The following is a 19449-nucleotide window of genomic DNA, read 5'->3' as shown; positions in this document are numbered from 1 at the left end:
ATAAGGCGAGCGTCTGACTATATAATTATTAATAACCCTTTCACTAGCAGGCAGGTCATGTTTATGAAGCCGACAGTAATTATCTTAGGTGGCGGTATTGCCGGCATGAGTGCCGCTCACGAATTAGTGGAAAGAGGATTTCAGGTAAAGATTTATGAACAGAAATCTATTCCCGGCGGGAAAGCCCGCAGTATTCCCTATCAAGGTAGCGGCAAAGATGGCAGAAAAGACTTACCAGGAGAACACGGATTTCGTTTTTTCCCTCGATTTTACTGCCATGTTACCGATACAATGAAACGCATTCCCTATCAAGATAACAGACAGGGTGTTTATGATAATCTCTCTCAAACTTCTCGCCTCGAAATTGCTCGATTTGACAAGGCTGGCATTCAGGTTATTTCCCGATTCCCCCGTAGTCTTGACGATTTAAAAGTGATTTTAAAAGACATTTTGTCCGAAAAAGATACGGATATTTCTACCGAGGATATCGAGTTTTTTGCTGAGCGCACTTGGCAATTAATCACCAGTTGTCAAGAACGCCGTTTGGGAGAATACGAACAACTGCCTTGGTGGGAGTATGTCGATGCTGCACATCGTTCCTTAGCTTATCAAAATCTTTTAGCTAAAGGAATCACTACATCTCTAGTTGCTTCCCGGGCGAAACTGGCAAGTACCAAGACAATGGGGGATATTTTTATACAACTATTATTAGATATTGTTGAACCGGGAATCAGCAGCGATTTACTATTGGACGGGCCAACAAATGATGTGTGGATTCAGCCTTGGTTAAACTATTTACAGGAGCAAGGAGTAGAGTATAATTTAGAAGCAAAAGTCAAAACGATCGCCTGTGAAGATGGGCGGATCGAAAGCGTAACGATTGAAACTAAAGATGGAGGCGAATTGCAAGTGCGGGGAGATTATTACATCGCTGCCATGCCTGTAGAAATGATGGCGGGATTACTAAGCGATGGGATGGTGAGCATTGACCCCACTTTGGCAAATATTAAACGTTTGAGTATCAGCACGGCTTGGATGAATGGGATACAATTCTATTTAAAAAAAGACATCCCTGTAACTGAAGGCCATGTCTTATATACCGATACACCTTGGGCTTTAACTTCAATTTCTCAAAAACAATTTTGGCAAAAATTCGATTGGAGTCAATACGGTGACGGCACGGTGAAAGGGATAATTTCTGCGATCGCTTCAGATTGGGGCTTTTTTACCGATCCCAATACAGGTAAAGTCGCCGCCACAGAAAACTCGATCGGCATCAAAATTAAGCAACCCGCTTACATCTCTAGCCCAGAAGAAATTAAAGACGAAATTTGGGCGCAATTAAAAAGAAGCCTGAACGTGGAAGGGCAAGAAATTCTCACCGATGACAATCTCCATTCTTGGTTTATGGACCCCGATATTGCTACACCTCGATCGATGGTTACTCAAACCCTTCTCGATGAATTTCTCCCAGAATCTCTGCACGATTTATTTAACTGGATTTCACCCAAAACAGAAGTTTCGCTCGATGAAGTAGCCTCCTATCTCCACAGCCAAGATACTACCTCAACGCCACCCGATTATACCGCCATCGCCCGCATCCAACTCGACCTCCTTGCCAACAAAGGATTTATCCAACAAAAAGAGCGACATGGTATACTTTATTACATTACCTGCCTCAAAATTCCTACTAATGTCAATGCCGAACCGTTGCTAGTTAACTTGGTGAATACGTGGCAATTGCGTCCCCACGCTTACACTAAGATCCCTAACTTTTTCCTCGCATCGGATTACGTCCGCACCAATACAGATTTAGCTACAATGGAAGGGGCAAATGAAGCGGCTAGACGCGCTGTTAATGCGATCGTTAATGCGGCGGGGGTACAAGTTCCCTACTGTAAAATTTGGGACTTACACGAGCCTTGGATTTTAGTTTTATGGCGCTGGCACGATCGATACCGCTACCAAAATGGTTTGCCTTGGAAGAAAGAGATCCCTTGGTGGCTGATGATGTTACAGCAGATTTTGTTAAGCGTGTGGCAAATCTTATCGATCGGCAATCGTTGGCGTCACGGTGTATCGAGATAAAATCCGCCGATCGCCTGTATCGTTGGAGTACAGAAGTGCCAAATCATCTATAGCGCCTCTAAATCATTTTTGCTATGTGGCGATGAGGGGCGATCGCAGTGCGATCGCCCCTACAAAAATTACACAACTCATTTAAACTCGCTATAGTAGGGTGAATGTCAATTTTCTAAAAAATTAGCTTTTCCTATCTCCCAATTCCCATTAATCCACATAAGGAGTATATAAACAACAATTACTCCACTAAAAAATATGACAATTGCATTACCGAAAATCCCCAACTATCAAGTTACGGCATTAATTTACCAAAGTCAAAGTACGCAAGTTTATCGCGCCTATAAAGTAAGCGATCGTACTCCGGTTATTTTAAAAATATTGCAATCGGTATATCCTACTATTACCGAGATTGCCAAGTTAAAACACGAATATGAAGTAATAAAAAATCTAGAGATTGAAGGAATAGTTAAGCCTTACAGCTTAGAAACTTACCGCAATTATCCCCTGCTAGTTTTAGAAGACTTTGACGGTCAATCTTTAACTGACTTCATGACCGATCGCCCCCTCAATTTAAGCGAATGCTTAACCATTGGCATTCAATTAACTACTATTCTGCATCAACTGCACCAACACCACATCATTCACAAGGACATTAAACCCCAAAATATCATCATTGACCCGCTCGCGCATCAGGTCAAAATTACCGATTTTGCCATTTCTTCCCAACTCTCCAAAGAAAATCCCACAGTTAATAATCCCAACCTAATAGAAGGCACTCTCGCCTATATGTCCCCGGAACAAACGGGCAGAATGAATCGCGCGATCGACTATCGCACAGACTTCTACTCTCTCGGAGTTAGCTTCTACGAAATGCTGACAGGAGAGTTACCTTTTACCAGCACAGATCCGCTTGAATTAGTCCACTCTCATATCGCTAAATCACCCATTCCTCCCCATCAAATCAAACCAGAAATCCCCGAAGCAATTTCTTTATTAGTCATGAAACTGCTCGCCAAAAATGCCGAAGAACGTTATCAAAGTGCTTCCGGTATTAAATCCGACTTAGAAGCTTGTTTGCATCAATTAGTAACAACTGGAAAAATTGAAAATTTCCCCCTCGCTCAACAAGACTTATTAGAGCATTTTGAAATTCCCCAAAAACTTTATGGCCGAGAAGCTGAAGTAGCCTTACTGATGTCAGCTTTTGAACGCATCGCCAATGGAAGCATTGAACTCAGTTTAGTTGCAGGTTACTCCGGGATTGGCAAATCTGCTCTCATCAATGAAATTAACAAGCCGATAGTCCGACAAAGAGGGTACTTTATTTCAGGCAAATTCGATCAATACAAGCGCAATGTTCCCTACGATTGCCTAATCCAAGCCTTTAAACAATTGGTGCGTCAACTATTAACTGAAACCCCAGAAAATATCGCTAACTGGCAGCAGAAAATTAAGACAGCATTAGCAAGCAATGCGCGGGTTATTGTAGATGTCATTCCCGAAGTCGGATTAATTATTGGCGAACCACCAGCCCTCACTCCCCTACCTCTATCTGAAGCCCAAAACCGCTTTAATTTGACTTTCAAAAAATTTATTAATGTTTTCACCCAAAAAGAACATCCTGTAGTGATATTTCTGGATGATTTACAATGGGCGGATGCGGCTTCTTTAAACTTAATTAAACTCCTAACTAGCGACGCTGATACTCATCACTTACTAATCATTTGTGCTTACCGAGATAACGAAGTAAGTCCCACCCACCCCTTTATCATCGCCGCGGACGATATTCGCTCTTGCGGTACGAGAATAGAAACCATTACGCTCAATCCTTTAAGCCTGGTTCACGTCAAGCAAATTGTCGCCGATACTTTAAAGTGCTCTCTCACCAAAGCTCAGTCTTTAGCAGAACTACTTCTCGCAAAAACGGCTGGTAATCCTTTCTTTTTAACGCAGTTGTTACGCTATCTATATTTGGAAAATTTCATTCGATTTGTCGCCGATTCAGGAGAATGGGAATGGGACTTAGCACAAATTCAGGAAGTTGGCATAACTGAAAATGTAGTAGATTTAATGATTAGTAAAATTCAAAAACTCTCGCTACAGACGCAAAACGTTATCAAATTAGGTGCCTGTGCGGGTAATTCCTTCGATCTGGCGGTGCTTGCTGTAATTAACGATCAATCTCCCTCTGTTACTGCCGCTGAATTGTGGGAGGCTTTGCAAACAGGTTTAATTGTACCTTTAAGCGATGCTTATAAAATTCCTAAAGTATTAGAAAATTTTGCCGATTTGGCGATCGACTACAAATTCCTCCACGATCGAGTGCAACAAGCCGCTTACGATCTGATTCCTGACGATCGGAAAAAAACAGTTCACTTGCAAGTTGGGCGCTTATTACTGCAGAATACCAGTCCGGTAGAACTCGAAGAAAAAATATTTGATATTGTCAATCAATTAAATAGGGGTTCCGAATTAATTACGGATCTTAGGGAACGCTACCAACTAGCAGAACTGAATTTAATGGCAGGGCGCAAAGCCAAATTGGCTAGTGCTTACGAAGCCGCCCAGAAATATCTGCCTGCAGGTTTACAACTCCTCAACGATCGCAGTTGGGAAACGCACTACGATTTAAGTTTAAATCTCTACACAGAAGCCGTTGAAGTAGAATATTTAAATGCTAATTTTAATACTGCACAACAGCTATCAGAAATTGCACTAGCGAAGGCAAAAACGGTATTCGATAGAGTCAAAATTGCCGAAATCACAGTGCAGTTCCAAATCAGCCAAAATCAAATGATCGAGGCGATCGATACGGCTTTACCCTTAATTGAACTATTAGGTTATCCCCTCGTTCAAAATCCTGAAGAACTGCGGTTGATTCGCCCTGTACCGAGTTTAGGCGAACTCGCAAATTTCCCAGCAATGACCGATCGCGCGCAAGTTGCCGTCCTGCAAATCTTAACCATTATCACCGGGCCAGCCTATCAATCCCGACCTGATTTACTACCATATATTGTTTTCAAAATGGTAAATTTATGCTTAGAGTTCGGTCATTCAGCTTTAGCCGCGTATGCCTATGGAATGTATGGTTTAATGTTGTGCGGCCCCTTGGCAGATATACCCACGGGCTACCATTCAGGTAAAGTATCCCTGCAAATTTTAGAACAATATCCGGCCCCGGAGTTAAAATGCAAAATTTATATGCTGTTTAACTCTTTTATTGGTCATTGGCAAGAACCTCATCGACAAACTGTTCCCGCCTTTATTGAGACAATTCAAATGGGCTTAGAAACAGGAGATTTTGTCTACATTACTTATTGCTATATGTTTTCTTGTGGCTATTTAATGCTAACTGGTGAAGTTCTCGATATGGTAGGAGACAAGCAAGCAAATTATATAGAGTTTTTGGATAAAATTCAACAAGAAAATGGGTTATATCCGGCAAAAATTTGGCATCAACTTACCTTAAATCTCCAAGGCAAAAATCAGCAGAAAGAGCAGTTAGTTGGAGCCAGCTTGAGTGAGGAAGACAGACAACATATCGAGACGATTCAAAATGGAATGTTTTTGTTTTTCCTGCATTTTGCTCAAACCGTGTTGGCTTACTTTTGCAAAGATTATGCCGCTGCCCTAGTTCAGAGTAATACTGCGGCCCAATACGAGGCTTCTGCCACGGCTTCAATGTTAGCGGGAGGTTATATTTTTTACGATACTCTCGTGCGTTTAGCCTGTTATCATCAACTAACAGTAACTGAGCCGCCCGAACAGGTTTTACAGAAAATTGAAAATAACCTGCAACAAATCCAAGTTTGGGCGAGTCACGCCCCCATGAATTATCAAAGTAAGTACGAGTTATTACTAGCAGAAAAAGCGCGAGTTTTAGGGGATGTAGTACCCGCCATGATGTACTACGATCGAGCGATCGAATTAGCACGTCAGAATGGTTTTATTCAAGAAGTAGCAATCGGTTTGGAAAGGGCAGGAGAATTTTACCTGGCAATAGGGAGGGATAAATTTGCCCTCGACTACCTCGCTGATGCTTATCATGCCTATCGCAGTTGGGGCGCATTCGCCAAAGCGGAAGCCCTATTAATCACTTTTCCCCGCATTCGATCGACAGTGCAAAATGCGGAGACAACTATTACATTATCTAACACCTCTTCTAGCAGTAAATATGCTAATTTGCTTGATATTGGTACGATCGTCAAAGTCTCTCAAGCCATTTCTGGCGAGATTCTCTTAGATAAATTAATCGATAAATTACTCAAATTAGCGATGGAAAATGCCGGGGCGCAACGGGGATATTTAATTTTATTAGAAGAGGAAAATTTAATCATCAAAGCGATAGCCGAAGTTGGAGCTGAGGAAATTAATACAGGCATCGAATTGAATATTAACAATAGCGATCGCTTGCCTTTATCGCTCATCCAATACGTGTATAAAACTCAAGAATCTGTAGTGTTAGAAAATGCTAGCCGTCAAGGTTTATTTGTTAACGATCCTTACATTATTTCCCAACAAACAAAATCCATTTTATCTGTACCCCTACTGTATCGCAGTCAGTTTATTGGCCTAATCTATCTGGAAAATAACTGGGCTGAGGGAGTATTTACGCGCGCTCGACTGGAAGTATTAAAAATTCTCTCTACTCAAGCAGCAATCTCCCTCGAAAATGCCCGTCTCTATCAAACTTTAGAAGATAAAGTTAACGAAAGAACTGCTCAACTAGCTCAAGCTAATCAAGAAATTATCACTCTCAATGAACTCCTCAAAAAAGACAATCTGCGAATGAGTGCGGAACTTGATATTGTCAAAAAACTGCAACAAATGGTGTTGCCAAAACAATCGGAACTAGAAACTATTGAAGGCTTAGAAATAGCTGGATTTATGGAACCCGCCGATGAAGTGGGCGGCGATTACTACGACGTATTGCAACAGGACGAGCGAGTAAAAATTAGCATTGGAGACGTTACCGGACACGGTTTAGAAAGTGGGGTGTTGATGATTATGGCACAAACGGCAGTCAGGACGCTTCAGAAAATGAACGAAACCGATGCCGTAAAATTTTTAGATGTCATAAACCAGACTCTTTATGACAATCTCCAGCGCATTGACTCCGATAAAAGCATGACTTTAGCCATCTTAGACTACGCCGGAGGCTTCCTCAAGTTAAGCGGACAACATGAGGAAACGATCGTGGTGCGCGCTGATGGCAAACTCGAGTGCATAGACACGATGGATTTAGGCTTTCCCATTGGCTTAACGGAAGAAATTGGCGACTTTATTGCTCAAACAGAAGTGCAGTTAAATCCCGGAGATGTGGTAGTGCTTTATACGGATGGAATTCCTGAAGCTAGAGATATTAATAAAATGCAGTACGGATTAAAAAGGCTGTGCCAAGTGGTAGTTGAAAATCATCAGCGCTCGGCCCTAGAGATTCGTGAAGCTGTGATTGATGATGTGAGGCAGTATATTGGCACTCAGAAGGTTTTTGATGATATTACTTTATTAGTAATTAAACAAAAGTGAGGGGTTTTTAACCCTAGGGACTAGGCGGTTGAAACCACTTTTTTTGACCTCAAACTCGTAGGCGAAAGCCACAAGAAGCGCTTATATGCAAGGCTCGTTATTCGAGTCAGAGCAGGATTTACGCCCCAAGTGTTGTGAAACGCTAGTTATAGCGGTAAGGTGCGCTTCGGCGCACCCGCAAGATAGAGTCTGTGCGTCCAGGAGTGTAAGAGGTCAAACTACACCAACTTTCGTCCGCCGCAGTTTACCCTCCAACCCTTCGTTACAGGAGCGGGTAAACTCCGTGAAAGGCGGACTCAGAAATTTCCTAAACTTAGTATTATTAACTAATTCACTTCCGCACCATTACCGACTTAATTACAGCATTGGTGTGATATTTATTAGTCTGATAAAATCCCCCTTTGCCAGCGCCATAAACTCCCGCAAATTGTTTCCCTTTAGCCTGGGGAACAAACATAATGTTTCTAGTGGGTTGCTTGGCAAATATAACCCCTTCTCTCATTTCATTATCCACGTTATAAGATAAAGTAGCTTTGCCGTAAATTGCCTCAGCTTGTTTCAAAGTCATTCCCGGCCCGACGCCCTGAACTGTTTTATAACTAGAATTATCCGTCATCAAAAGTTCAATAACATCGGTATCTTTTAGCTTTGTACCCGCAGCGTAGATAATCCGATATTGCACTTTTCCCGATCGACTAACTGCCACAGAATCAAAGTCTACCATAAAAGGAGACTCTACTTTAAACTGCGCCGTGGAACCCAGGGCCTTTTTCAATTGTCCGAAAGTCATCCCCACCTTCGCCGCTCCAATTGTGCGATCGGAAATTGTTAAACTTGCAGCAGGTGTTTTTTGAGCAGTTTTTGCCACTTCTCCCAGCTTATTTGCACCCCCAGGTGCAATAGCGGAACCGGGAACCGAAATTAAGGTGAGGTAACTGCCGATCGCCAGCAAAGCAGCTATCATTGATCCAGACAAAACTTTAACATTCAACATGACTAATTCTCCTAGATTTCAAATGCGACTATCTACCCGCATCTTTTGGACTATCTTGGGCCTCACCCTCCTAGTTTGGATTCTCAGAGGTGTTGGAATATTGACATTCATTCCCGGTGGTGTTATCTGGATACTAATTTTGTTGTCTTTTGTTGCGGGTATCCTCAGCACTTTACTCCGTCGGTAAGCCAGCATCCGGTAATTAATAAGAGTTTTTTGACTGTTCACTGTTCACTGTTCACTGTTCACTGTTCACTGTTGTCATAACAAATAACAAATAACAAATAACAAATAACAAATAACAAATGCCCAATGCCCAATGCCCAATGCCCAATGCCCAATGCCCAATGCCCAATGCCCAATGCCCGTTATTTTAGTTTCATTGCCTTTCCCACTGTCACATTCAATTGAGCGCCGATCAGCATCACCAAAGAAGAAAGATCGAGCCACAGCAGCAACACAATAAAAGTTCCGATCGTGCCGTAAGTCCAACTGTAATTGCCCAAATGCAAAACATAAAACCGAAATAAAGCTGAAAATAGCGCCCACAAAATAGCAGCAAAAACAGCTCCAGAAAAAATAGGAATATCTGGTTGACGGCGGCTAGGCCCGTAGCGGTAAACAAAGGCAAAAGCCAGTGATACAATTCCCAAAGAAATCGGCCACCGCCACAGCCGCCAAACACCTAACAGTTGCGACTCCAAAGGGCAAGTGCTGGCGAGTAGCAAGCAATTTTGAACATCTTTTAAATTGCAATTGGCGACGGACTCCAGCAAGCAACTCTGACGGGCAATAGCTTGTACAATTAAGTCGCTGACAAATACTACTCCCGATGCTAGAATCAATAGTATAATTGTGCCGATACTCAGCGCCAGAGAAATAAGTTTTGCTTTCCAAAATGGTCGAGTTCGAGGGCTGGGGATTTCATGGATGCGATCGAGTGCAGCCATCGCCGCGCTCATTACTCCAGAAAATGCCCAAATCGCCCCAAGAAAGCTCACCGAAAACAGCCCTTTACTGCGAGTTAACAGAATTTCTTTGATTAAGCCACCAATCAACTTCCGCACGTCATCGGGTATAATTTCGCCCAAAAGACGGGCGATTTGATAAAGTGTTGACTGCAAAGGTTCAAACAGAGCGATCGCAGATAAGATAGCCAACAGCCCCGGAAACAGCGCCAGCATAGAATTGTAGGCCATTTCCGCAGACAGCCCCGGCAAGCGCTGTTCTCCCGCCTTCGCGCCGACTTCCTTGAGCGTGCCCCAAGTCAAACACCGACAAAACAGCCAAAAACCCCCAAATTTCCGTTTGAGAGCTCGAAGCAGCCTCAAAAATGCCTTAAACAAAGCTAAAATCAGGTAGCGCAACCAGTAAAAAATGTTCATAGCGCACAGGCAATGGGGCGAAAGATGAGATACACAAGTCGTTAATTAATTAAGCCATTATCAACTCGCAATTGCCAATTCCCAATTCCCCAATCTAAAATCTAAAATCTAAAATCTAAAATCAATATTATGGCTCAGGATGTCAGACAGTGGTTAGATGAAATCAAGCGGCTGCAACAGCAGTTAACAGAAGTTTCGCGCGATCGAGATGAGGCAGGTGAAAGTGCCGCTCAGTGGCGCCAACTATACAATACTGAAGCCGAGCAGCGGCGGAATGATGCTAAATTAACTCAGCAAAGCATCGCTTCTCTGGAAGCACAAATACAGCAATTACAAAATTTTTCCCCCATTATGCCCGAAGGCGACGATGGTGGAGTTGCTCGCCAGCAGGAAGTGGAACAACTGCAAACAGTTGGCGAACTTAAAGCTAAGTTAGCAGAAGTTCTCGAAGAGCGCGATCGGGCGATCGAACAAGTTAAACAACTCACTCAAGCCCTCAAACAAGAAGAAGCCCGTCACGCCGAAACTAGCAAAAATTTAACTAGCGCCCTCGGAGATGCCGTTGACTTGCTCACGAAAGCCCAAAATCCTGCCCCTGCAAAAACGGAGACAGTATATTCTTTAGAAATAGTACCTACTCGCACTGCAAATCCTGGCGAAACTGCTCTGGAAATCCGCCAAACTTCCTCCCAAACAGGCAAAAATCCCGCCCAACTTCCACCTTCTAAAAATCAGTTACTCGATTTACCGCCCTTTGGGAATTAGGAGTTAAAAATTCAGGAATTGTCGTCATGGCGAGTCCCCTTCGCAGGTGGGATTTAGTTACCGATGTGTTGTTTTTGCTTTTACTGCAATTAAGCGGCATTAATTTCTCAGCTTCTTGATGATATTCAATTCCGGTTCTATCGGAATGATTAAACCACAGAGGACGCAGAGGATACAGAGGAAGGGAAGAGAGATGAATAATTCCGATGAAGGGCTGAGTTGATATTATTCCGCATCTACGGATAATCTACTAATCGATGTAAATGTACTACATCCCAACCTATAATCCGCATTCAAAATTTTGAGGACTGCCAAAAAATCTTCCTCGCGTCGTACCAACCTACAGTCTTTAGATAGAACTTAATCGAGCTAGATTCTACTACTATCGACAACGACTGATGCGCGAGGAAACTTCATGAGGGCAGAGATATCCCTAGTCTGGAAAAAGATTCAGAGCATGATCGACGGCTTTCTGATCATGCTGCCTAATATTGTGCTGGCGTTAATTGTCTTTGCAATTTTTTACTTTGTGGGTCGGCAAATTAAGAGAGTGGTCAGGCGAGTTACCCGGAAGCACCACCAAGCTCGAAATTTGGGGCTGGTGTTAGGACGGTTAGCCCAGAGTCTGATCGTTCTAGTTGGTCTATTTATTTCTCTTTCGATTATAATTCCCACATTGAAAGCTGGCGATTTGGTGCAACTGCTTGGAATTAGCGGGGTGGCGATTGGTTTTGCCTTTCGCGATATCTTGCAAAACTTCTTAGCAGGTATCCTAATTCTGTTGACGGAACCGTTCCGAATCGATGACCAAATTGTGTTTAAAAACTTTGAGGGAACGGTAGAAAATATTGAGACGCGCGCTACAACAATCCAAACCTATGATGGTCGGCGGATTGTCATTCCTAATGCCGAATTGTTTACGAATACGGTGACAGTGAATACTGCTTTCGATAAACGCCGCATGGAATACGATATTAGTATTGGTTACGGCGACGATATTGACCACGCCAAGCAGTTAATCCTGGAAGCACTGTACAGCCTGAAGGAGGTTTTGAAAGCTCCTGAACCCGATGTGCTGGCGATGGAGTTAACAGAAAGTACCGTCAATATCCGCGTTCGGTGGTGGATTGCTCCGCCGCGCCGAATTGACGATCTGCGATCGCGCGACAAGGTAATTTCTGCTATTAAAAAAAAGCTATATGTGGAAAACGGCCTCGATTTGCCTTATCCCACGCGGAACATTTTGTTCCACGATCAAGCCGAAGAGACAGATGGCGATCGCTCGCAGCAGCGTGAAGGATGGCCCGCGGGCAAAAGTAAAGTTCCGAAACCTCGTCGTAGGGGTCGCTCTTTGCGAAAACTGGTCGAAAGGCGATCGCAACTTGAGGACAACGGACAATCTTAACCGCGTCACAATTTATGAAAAATATCAAGTTGAGAAAACTTTGGGAGTCGCTACACTGCGATCGTGCAACCGGAATTGATATCACTCGCCGAGCGATCGAAGGAGTAACAAACCAGGATTGATATGATACCTAACTTTCAAGCAAAAACCACAGTCCGATTGCCGTAAACTAAAACACGATTTTGTAAATGATATCGCACCGCTCTTGCTAACACAACCCTTTCTAAATCTTTACCTTTGCGAACCAAATCAGACACTTCATCGCGGTGACTGACGCGCACAACATCTTGTTCGATAATCGGGCCCGCATCTAAATCAGGTGTAACATAGTGGGCTGTTGCACCGATAATTTTTACCCCTCTTTCATAAGCCCTTTCGTAGGGATTTGCACCCACAAACGCGGGTAAAAATGAATGGTGAATATTAATCACATTGGGAAAATTTCTGATAAAGTCTTGACTCAAAATTTGCATATATTTAGCCAAAACCACTAAATCAATTTTATATTTTTTAAGAAGTTCTAACTGTTGTGCTTCTTGAATAGCTTTATTGTCTTTAGTAATGGGAATATACTCAAAGTCAATACCGTATTGTGCGGCAATGGGCTTTAAATTTTCATGGTTGCTGATTATCAGGGGAATTTCACCTCTGATTTCTTGCGCTCGCTGTCGCCAAATCAAGTCTAATAAACAATGATCTTGACGGCTGACCCAGATTGCGATGCGTCGAATTTTCTGGGAGAAATGCAGTTGCCAATTGGCTTGTAAATCCTTGGCAATTTCACTAAAAGCAGGTGTTATTTGTTCGGTGGTTAAGTCAAAATCATCTAATTGCCATTCTAGCCTGCTCAGAAATAATCCGGCGGTAAAATCTGTATGGTGATCTGCGTGGATAATATTGCCGTTGTGGGACGCGATAAAATTGGCAAGTAAGGCGACGAGTCCTTTGCGATCGGGACAGGCAATTAACAGGGTTGCAGTAGGGCTAGTCATAAGATAATGACAAAATTGTCTCGCTGAATTTATTGATAAAAAAGTGATATCACAGGAGTTTATTGATACTGAGATGTTGCACCATTCTCAATTAGCCTTTTATGAACAGGCAAGATGCCTGTTCCACAAGAAAATTTATATTTTGTGGAACAGGCATCTTGCCTGTTTCGATGGGCTTACGGGCGGGCTCTTCGGCCCAACCCCTACTCCCCACAAAAGATTTTAACTAAGAGTGGAACAGGCATCTTGCCTGTTTCTTATATTGGTGCAAGATGTGAATTTAAACTGATATCTTACAACAATATCAATCGAGGACTTTCGCGCGGGGTGGGGGCGGGTTTTTTAGTCTTTTGGTATCCTTGAAAGCTATTGAGGAAGCAGCCCCTTGTATCTTAAAAGAGGTAGATTGCGATTTACTGTTGGGTGGGGGCGGGTTTATTCAGATTGTTGGTACTTGTTAGATATTGTTGGTGAACCCGCCCCTACAGGTTGTTGACCACCGGTGCAATATCTTAGTTTAAATGAACCACAGAGGACACAAAGAATACAACTGACAACTGACAACTGTCAACTAATTTCTTAAAATCCCATCGCCCCAGCTACTGCATCCAAAGTCGGAGCAATGCCGCTTTTAAATAGATTGTTGCTGTGATTAATTGCGGTATCCGGGTCTTTCAAACCGTTACCAGTCAGCACGCAAACCACCGTCGCCCCAGTCGGAACTTGGTCTTTTACCTTCAGCAAACCGGCCACAGAAGCTGCACTCGCCGGTTCGCAGAAAATTCCTTCCTGCGATGCTAACAAACGGTAAGCGTCGAGAATTTCGGCGTCGGTGACTGCGGCAAAACTGCCGCGGCTGGCTTCGGAAGCTGCGATCGCCTGTTTCCAGCTAGCAGGGTTGCCGATCCGAATTGCTGTCGCCAGGGTTTCTGGGTGCGATACCGGTGAGCCCGTTACCAACGGCGCAGCCCCGGCGGCTTGAAATCCCATCATCTGCGGCAGGCGCGAACATTTTTTGGCTTGGTGGTATTGACAAAAACCCATCCAGTATGCTGTGATGTTTCCCGCATTTCCGACGGGAATGCACAGCCAGTCGGGGGCATCGCCCAAGGCATCAACGACTTCAAAAGCTCCGGTTTTCTGACCTTCCAAGCGGTAAGGATTCACGGAGTTGACCAATGTCACGGGGTAGTTAACAGCCATTTCGCGGACAATTTCTAAAGCCCGATCGAAATTTCCCCCAATCGAAATTACTTCCGCACCGTAAAGCAAAGCTTGCGCCAGCTTGCCCAAAGCCACGTAACCTTCGGGAATCAACACGAAAGCTCGCATTCCCCCGCGTCGGGCGTAGGCGGCAGCGGAGGCCGAAGTATTGCCGGTACTGGCGCAAATTACAGCTTCGGCACCAGCTTCCTTTGCCTTGGAAATCGCCATTGTCATCCCCCGGTCTTTGAAACTACCAGTGGGGTTGAGGCCGTCGTATTTGACCAAGACGCGCACGTCTCTACCGATGAGAGAGGCGATCGCAGGTGCTGGAATCAGGGGAGTATTGCCTTCTTGGAGGGTCACTACCGGCGTGGTTTCTGTGACCGGCAGGTAGGGGCGATAAGCTTCGATCAAGCCGGGCCAGCCGTAGCGTTTCGGCTCGGCGGCGCGGGCAGCAGAGTTAGCAGCAGAGTCAGTAGCAGGTAGAATCAGGGTCACGGTGTCAATGGTTTTAGGCAATGGCCGAAGAATTTACACTAATTTTAGCTCGATCGGTTAATTTGATGTTTAATACGATCGGTTCAGGTTAAAGTAACTTAATGGTGTGAATGTGTAGATATGTCTACCCAATTACTAATGTCAAATAATTCATCGACTCTTTCCCGGCCTCAAGTTACCGCGAGCAATCCCGAAATGGCTAGTTCTTCTACGCTATCGACCAGTTTTGCCCGCAAAGTAAATTCAGTGAAGTGCCCCTACCAAGCCGATCAGCAAGTTAAGTTCCTGCACTTGCAAGCGGAAATCGAATCCTTGCTGCTGGAAGTGCAAAGCCTCAAACAGCGCTCGATCGCTGGCTTGCGGGAGATCGACCCCATTTCTGGCAGGAACAGCAATTAGCTGACAACAGTCGCTAATGCTAATTGTCCTGGCCCTGTGTTATAAAAACGAATGTTTTGCTACCCGCAGTGTTTTTTGCCAAAAGTGCTAGAAATTCCTAACTGCGGATAGCGATCGCTAGCTTTTGCTAAAACGCGCTTGCCTACAGCTCAACTCGTCTGCTGCTTGCTGGCAACGAGCTGACATTTTACGGCGCTTTTTTATTGCGCTAATTTGTTAAGCCATCCTCATGGCATACGGAGAATCGAAATCAGTTTATGACAGCATCGATCGAAAAACCACTAAATTTGACATCCGCAAGTGACACCTCCAACCTGCGCCTCAAAGATATTCTCAAAACCCTGCCGCGGGAAGTATTCGTCAAAAACCCCCGCAAAGCTTGGACAAAAGTAATCGTCAACGTTTTACTCGTTGCTGTTGGTTATTGGGGCATAGCAGTATCTCCTTGGTTTCTACTACCCCTAATGTGGATTTTCACAGGAACCGGATTAACCGGTTTTTTTGTGATCGGCCACGACTGCGGGCACCGGTCATTTGCTAACCGCCGCTGGGTAAACGATTTAGTCGGACATATTGCATTTCTGCCGTTAATTTATCCGTTTCACGCATGGCGGCACGGCCACAATTATCACCACAAGCACACCAATAAACTTGGCGAAGATAATGCTTGGCACCCGATGACAGCAGCAGACTACACTGGCGCGCCCAAGGCTTTACAACTAGCTTATAGTTTAATTTTCGGTCGGATGTGGTGGATCGGCTCGATCGCCCACTGGGCCAAAGTACACTTTATGTGGTGGCGGTTCAAAGGTCAACAGAAACAAGAACAAGTGCGGTTTTCAGTTTTTGTCGTTTTAATCGGTGCTGCGATCGGATTCCCGATTTTAATTGCAACCACAGGCATTTGGGGATTTGTCAAATTTTGGTTGATGCCCTGGCTGGTTTACCATTTCTGGATGAGCACTTTTACGATCGTTCACCACACAGCACCAGACATTTCATTTCAAGAACCCGAAGAATGGAACGAAGCCCAAGCGCAACTATCGGGAACAGTTCACTGCGATTATCCCCGCTGGGTAGAGTTTCTGTGCCACGACATTAACGTACACGTTCCCCACCACCTTTCAACTGCTATTCCCTGGTACAATTTGCGCCTCGCCCACAGCAGCTTAAAGGAAAATTGGCAAGATCATCTCTACGAAACAGAATTTTCTTGGTCTTTAATGAAGCGGATTGCCGACAACTGTCACTTGTACAATCCCGCTGGTGGCTATCAAACATTGCAGGAATTTAACGCTCAAACCAAGTAAGTTTGAAACGCGATTAATCCCCTAAAAACCCGGTTTGTCAAACAAAACCGGGTTTTTCGATATTACAATCCCTAGCTTTTGTAAGGGGAGGAATGCGCGCCCTCCTGTCAATATCACAATCCATACCATTATTAAATCAGTCATTCCCAATCTAAAATCTAAAATCTAAAATCTAAAATCGAATGACTTTCAATCCCAATAACTGTCGCAACGAAAGCGAAGTAGAAAGCAAACTAATTGTCAGCTATCTGCTACCAAAACTCGGCTATACCCCCGACACTTGGCACCAAGAAATAGCATTTGGGAATATTCGTCTAGACTTCCTCTCATTTGCCACCCAAGTTATCCCCATAGTTGTCGATGCAGACTCGCCGATGAGTGTAGTTATGGAGGCTAAACATCCCAAGGAAAATTTAGACCGCCACCTGCGAAAACTCAATCGCTATTTAACAAGTTTGAGCATCCGCTACGGCCTCATAACTAACGGTAAAGAAATTAGAATTTATGCAAGAATCGCCGATGATATTCAGCTAGTCTTTAAGTGTGCTGGAAAAGACCTTGAAAATAGAATTGATGAAATTATCGCTTTAATTGGCAGAGATAGTTTAAAATTTATAAAAAATCCCGATAATCTCGAACTGGAAGATAGTAAAATTAATTTGGTTAGCCCTGAGTTAGTTAGCGAAGTCCCAGTACAGCCAAAGAATCCCGCCCCCGCAGAACCTGAGCCAATTCAAATCTCAGAACCGGAACCAATACCTGAAAATTATCCAGTTAAGCCTCAAGTTAAATCAGATGTAACCGTTCCCCAAAAAAGGCAAAATACTATGAAAATCATTGCAGTTTACCACAATAAAGGTGGCGTGGGTAAAACTACAACAGTAGTCAACTTAGCTGCAGCGCTGAGCAAGAAAGGTAAGAGAGTCTTGGTGATAGACTTAGACAGTCAGGCTAATACAACCTTTGCGACAGGTTTAGTAAAATTTGAGGATGAAGAACAAGACGATTTGAAAGATTGCAACATTCTTCACGTTTTGCAGTCAGAAGATGGTTACTCCATAGGCGAAGTAGCACGCAAGTCAAGTTTTTGCCATCCCGAAATTGATGTGGTTCCTTCCCATATCAATTTGATGCACGAAGAAACTGAATTCAATCAACTAGATTACAGCCGAATGATTTTAATTCAGAAACTAGCCGTAGTACAGGATAAATATGATATTGTACTGATCGATACGCCGCCATCTTTGAATTTTTATGCTAGAGTTGCCCTGATTACGGCGGATTATTTAATTATTCCTTCTGATTTAAAACCTTTTGCTAATCAAGGATTGGTTAATGTCAAGGATTTCATCAAAAAAGTTAACGGATTCAGAAAAATAATCGGCAAACAGCCGATCGCAATTTTAGGCGTTCTGCCTTGCAAAATCTCAACTAATACTAAATTTGTACAGTATAGTTTGCCCAAGCGGAGGGAGGCCATTCCCAAACGGTACGACCTTGAAATTATGGACAGCGTAATTTACGAAAGAGATGATTTGGCAAAGTGTGCAGAACAATTTCAAATCGTGGGAAATATGGAAATCGCAGATCCGATTTCAGTGCTGGACTTTAAGCCTGATTGCATCGCCTCCCAAGAATTTGAAATGCTAGCAATCGAAGTTTTGGAAAAAATAGGTAAAAACTAATGAAAAAATTATTTCCCTCACTGGTTGCAGTGAAAAGAATTACATCTGCAGTGCCACGTTCCAATTTTGCAGATGCTGATTTGGATAAATTAGCGAGACTGATTTTAGATTCAGGAGGATTGATTAATCCGATAATTGTCCGCCGAAACGGTATGGATGCCTACGAGATAGTAGACGGAAATTTTGAATACTACGCGGCGGCGAGAGCAAAGGAAATAGAACCTCTCAAGGGCGAGACAATCGGAGCATTCATCCTGGAAGAAGAAAATGAAGAACTTCTCCTCAAACAACTTGAAATTCTCAGAAAAACCGCAATCACTGAGAATTTAGTTGAACTCCCAGAAACCGGGTTTTTGTACGAAAATACTTCGTCGCCGCCCGCAGATTCAATAACAAACCCTGTTTCTGTAGTCGAAGTCCCTAATTTAGGTGAAAATGAAACTCCCGAAGATTCATCTAGTTTAGAACAGCGACTAACAAATATTGAAGCTCAGTTTGCAAGTCAAATTAATGAATTAAAAGCCGAGTACGCCCGTGAACAACAAGTTTTAGCCCAGAGTATACAAGAACTTGAAAACCGAATCTTACAACAAGTACCTCTGTTAGTTGAAGCTGGGTTAGCAAACAGAATTAATGAGTTGAAATCCGAGTCGCCACCCGAAAAACAAGTTGTGGTAGAGAGGATACCAGAAGTTGAAAACGTAGTTTCCGAATCAATGTCGGCGTTGGAAGCACTCAATACCCTAGATGAATTTAAAATGTTGGCGAATTTTCAAGATGCGGGCTTGAAGTCTCCAGTAATCAAAAGAATAATCAAAGAACGAGAGGTGCAGCCGTTTGTGTCATTTACAAGTGCGGTCAAACGTATTGATGGGTTAACCGACAAAACAATGATTAAAATAATTGACAAGTGGCAAAAACACTCATAACTCGCAACTCCTGCCGCAACTCGCAACGCCAGCCCGATCGCCCTGACGCCAAAATAAGTAAAGATGAGTAAAGCAGTGGATCATTGGTGTCCCGTAGGCAGTTAAACTCTTCACAGTCGCTTTTTTTAGGAATTGCAGTAACTTTTGCCGCCCAGGCTGTTACCGCACAGCCAGCCGCACAGGTACAGCAGCAACGCCATATCTCCGCCAGATAACCGAGTTCGATCGCAGACTTGGAAGACTGAAGCCAAGAAACCCTTTAACTTACCA

General features: G+C 43.6%; 13 protein-coding genes. 8 read left to right on the top strand and 5 right to left on the bottom strand.

Going from position 1 to position 19449, the window contains the following annotated elements; translation table 11 throughout:
* Positions 1-63: 63 nt before the first annotated feature.
* Both QUA83_RS10990 and QUA83_RS10985 read left to right on the top strand, forming a co-directional pair.
* On the top strand, positions 64-2088 hold the full coding sequence (locus QUA83_RS10990; protein WP_333293202.1) for an FAD-dependent oxidoreductase: 2025 nt from the start codon (positions 64-66) through the stop codon (positions 2086-2088).
* Positions 2089-2337: 249 nt separating this feature from the next.
* Positions 2338-7611: an AAA family ATPase gene (locus QUA83_RS10985; protein ID WP_333293200.1), complete on the top strand. Its 5274-nt coding sequence runs from the start codon at positions 2338-2340 to the stop codon at positions 7609-7611.
* A gap of 331 nt (positions 7612-7942) precedes the next feature.
* Here QUA83_RS10985 and QUA83_RS10980 read toward each other — a convergent pair whose 3' ends face one another.
* The gene (locus QUA83_RS10980) at positions 7943-8605 is read right to left on the bottom strand and encodes a hypothetical protein (protein ID WP_333293198.1); all 663 of its coding nucleotides are present in this window, start codon (positions 8603-8605) and stop codon (positions 7943-7945) included.
* A 368-nt stretch (positions 8606-8973) separates the two neighbouring features.
* Positions 8974-9990 carry a YihY/virulence factor BrkB family protein gene (locus tag QUA83_RS10975; protein WP_333293197.1) on the bottom strand — a complete coding sequence of 339 codons (1017 nt, stop codon included), beginning with the start codon at positions 9988-9990 and terminating at the stop codon, positions 8974-8976.
* Between the two features lie 129 nt (positions 9991-10119).
* Between QUA83_RS10975 and QUA83_RS10970 the strand changes: the two genes are divergently transcribed.
* A complete protein-coding gene (locus QUA83_RS10970; protein ID WP_333293195.1) occupies positions 10120-10755 on the top strand; it encodes a hypothetical protein in 636 nt (211 codons plus the stop codon).
* A gap of 415 nt (positions 10756-11170) precedes the next feature.
* Positions 11171-12160, top strand: a complete 990-nt coding sequence (locus QUA83_RS10965; protein ID WP_333293194.1) for a mechanosensitive ion channel family protein — start codon at positions 11171-11173, stop codon at positions 12158-12160.
* A gap of 137 nt (positions 12161-12297) precedes the next feature.
* Here the strand turns inward: QUA83_RS10965 and purU are convergent, their stop codons facing one another.
* Positions 12298-13152: a formyltetrahydrofolate deformylase gene (purU, locus tag QUA83_RS10960; protein ID WP_333293192.1), complete on the bottom strand. Its 855-nt coding sequence runs from the start codon at positions 13150-13152 to the stop codon at positions 12298-12300.
* 579 nt (positions 13153-13731) lie between these two features.
* Positions 13732-14856, bottom strand: a complete 1125-nt coding sequence (thrC, locus tag QUA83_RS10955; protein ID WP_333293190.1) for a threonine synthase — start codon at positions 14854-14856, stop codon at positions 13732-13734.
* Positions 14857-14994: 138 nt separating this feature from the next.
* Between thrC and QUA83_RS10950 the strand changes: the two genes are divergently transcribed.
* The 4 genes from QUA83_RS10950 (at position 14995) to QUA83_RS10935 (ending at position 19179) form a co-directional block, all read left to right on the top strand.
* On the top strand, positions 14995-15255 hold the full coding sequence (locus tag QUA83_RS10950; protein WP_333251484.1) for a hypothetical protein: 261 nt from the start codon (positions 14995-14997) through the stop codon (positions 15253-15255).
* Positions 15256-15512: 257 nt separating this feature from the next.
* The gene (locus QUA83_RS10945) at positions 15513-16565 is read left to right on the top strand and encodes a fatty acid desaturase (protein WP_333293188.1); all 1053 of its coding nucleotides are present in this window, start codon (positions 15513-15515) and stop codon (positions 16563-16565) included.
* A 182-nt stretch (positions 16566-16747) separates the two neighbouring features.
* Positions 16748-18250 carry an AAA family ATPase gene (locus QUA83_RS10940; RefSeq protein ID WP_333293187.1) on the top strand — a complete coding sequence of 501 codons (1503 nt, stop codon included), beginning with the start codon at positions 16748-16750 and terminating at the stop codon, positions 18248-18250.
* Entirely contained in the window at positions 18250-19179 is a 930-nt protein-coding gene (locus QUA83_RS10935; protein ID WP_333293185.1) for a ParB N-terminal domain-containing protein, read from the top strand. Before QUA83_RS10940 ends, QUA83_RS10935 begins: the two co-directional genes overlap by 1 nt.
* A gap of 125 nt (positions 19180-19304) precedes the next feature.
* On the opposite strand, the gene QUA83_RS10930 is transcribed toward QUA83_RS10935, so the two are convergent.
* Entirely contained in the window at positions 19305-19430 is a 126-nt protein-coding gene (locus tag QUA83_RS10930; protein WP_333293183.1) for a hypothetical protein, read from the bottom strand.
* Between the last annotated feature and the right edge of the window lie 19 nt (positions 19431-19449).

Origin of the sequence: Microcoleus sp. K1-B1 (assembly GCF_036704705.1) — a bacterium.
Lineage (GTDB): Bacteria > Cyanobacteriota > Cyanobacteriia > Cyanobacteriales > Microcoleaceae > Microcoleus.
Note: the sequence above shows the minus strand (reverse complement) of the source record. Positions and strands in the feature narration are given on the sequence as shown.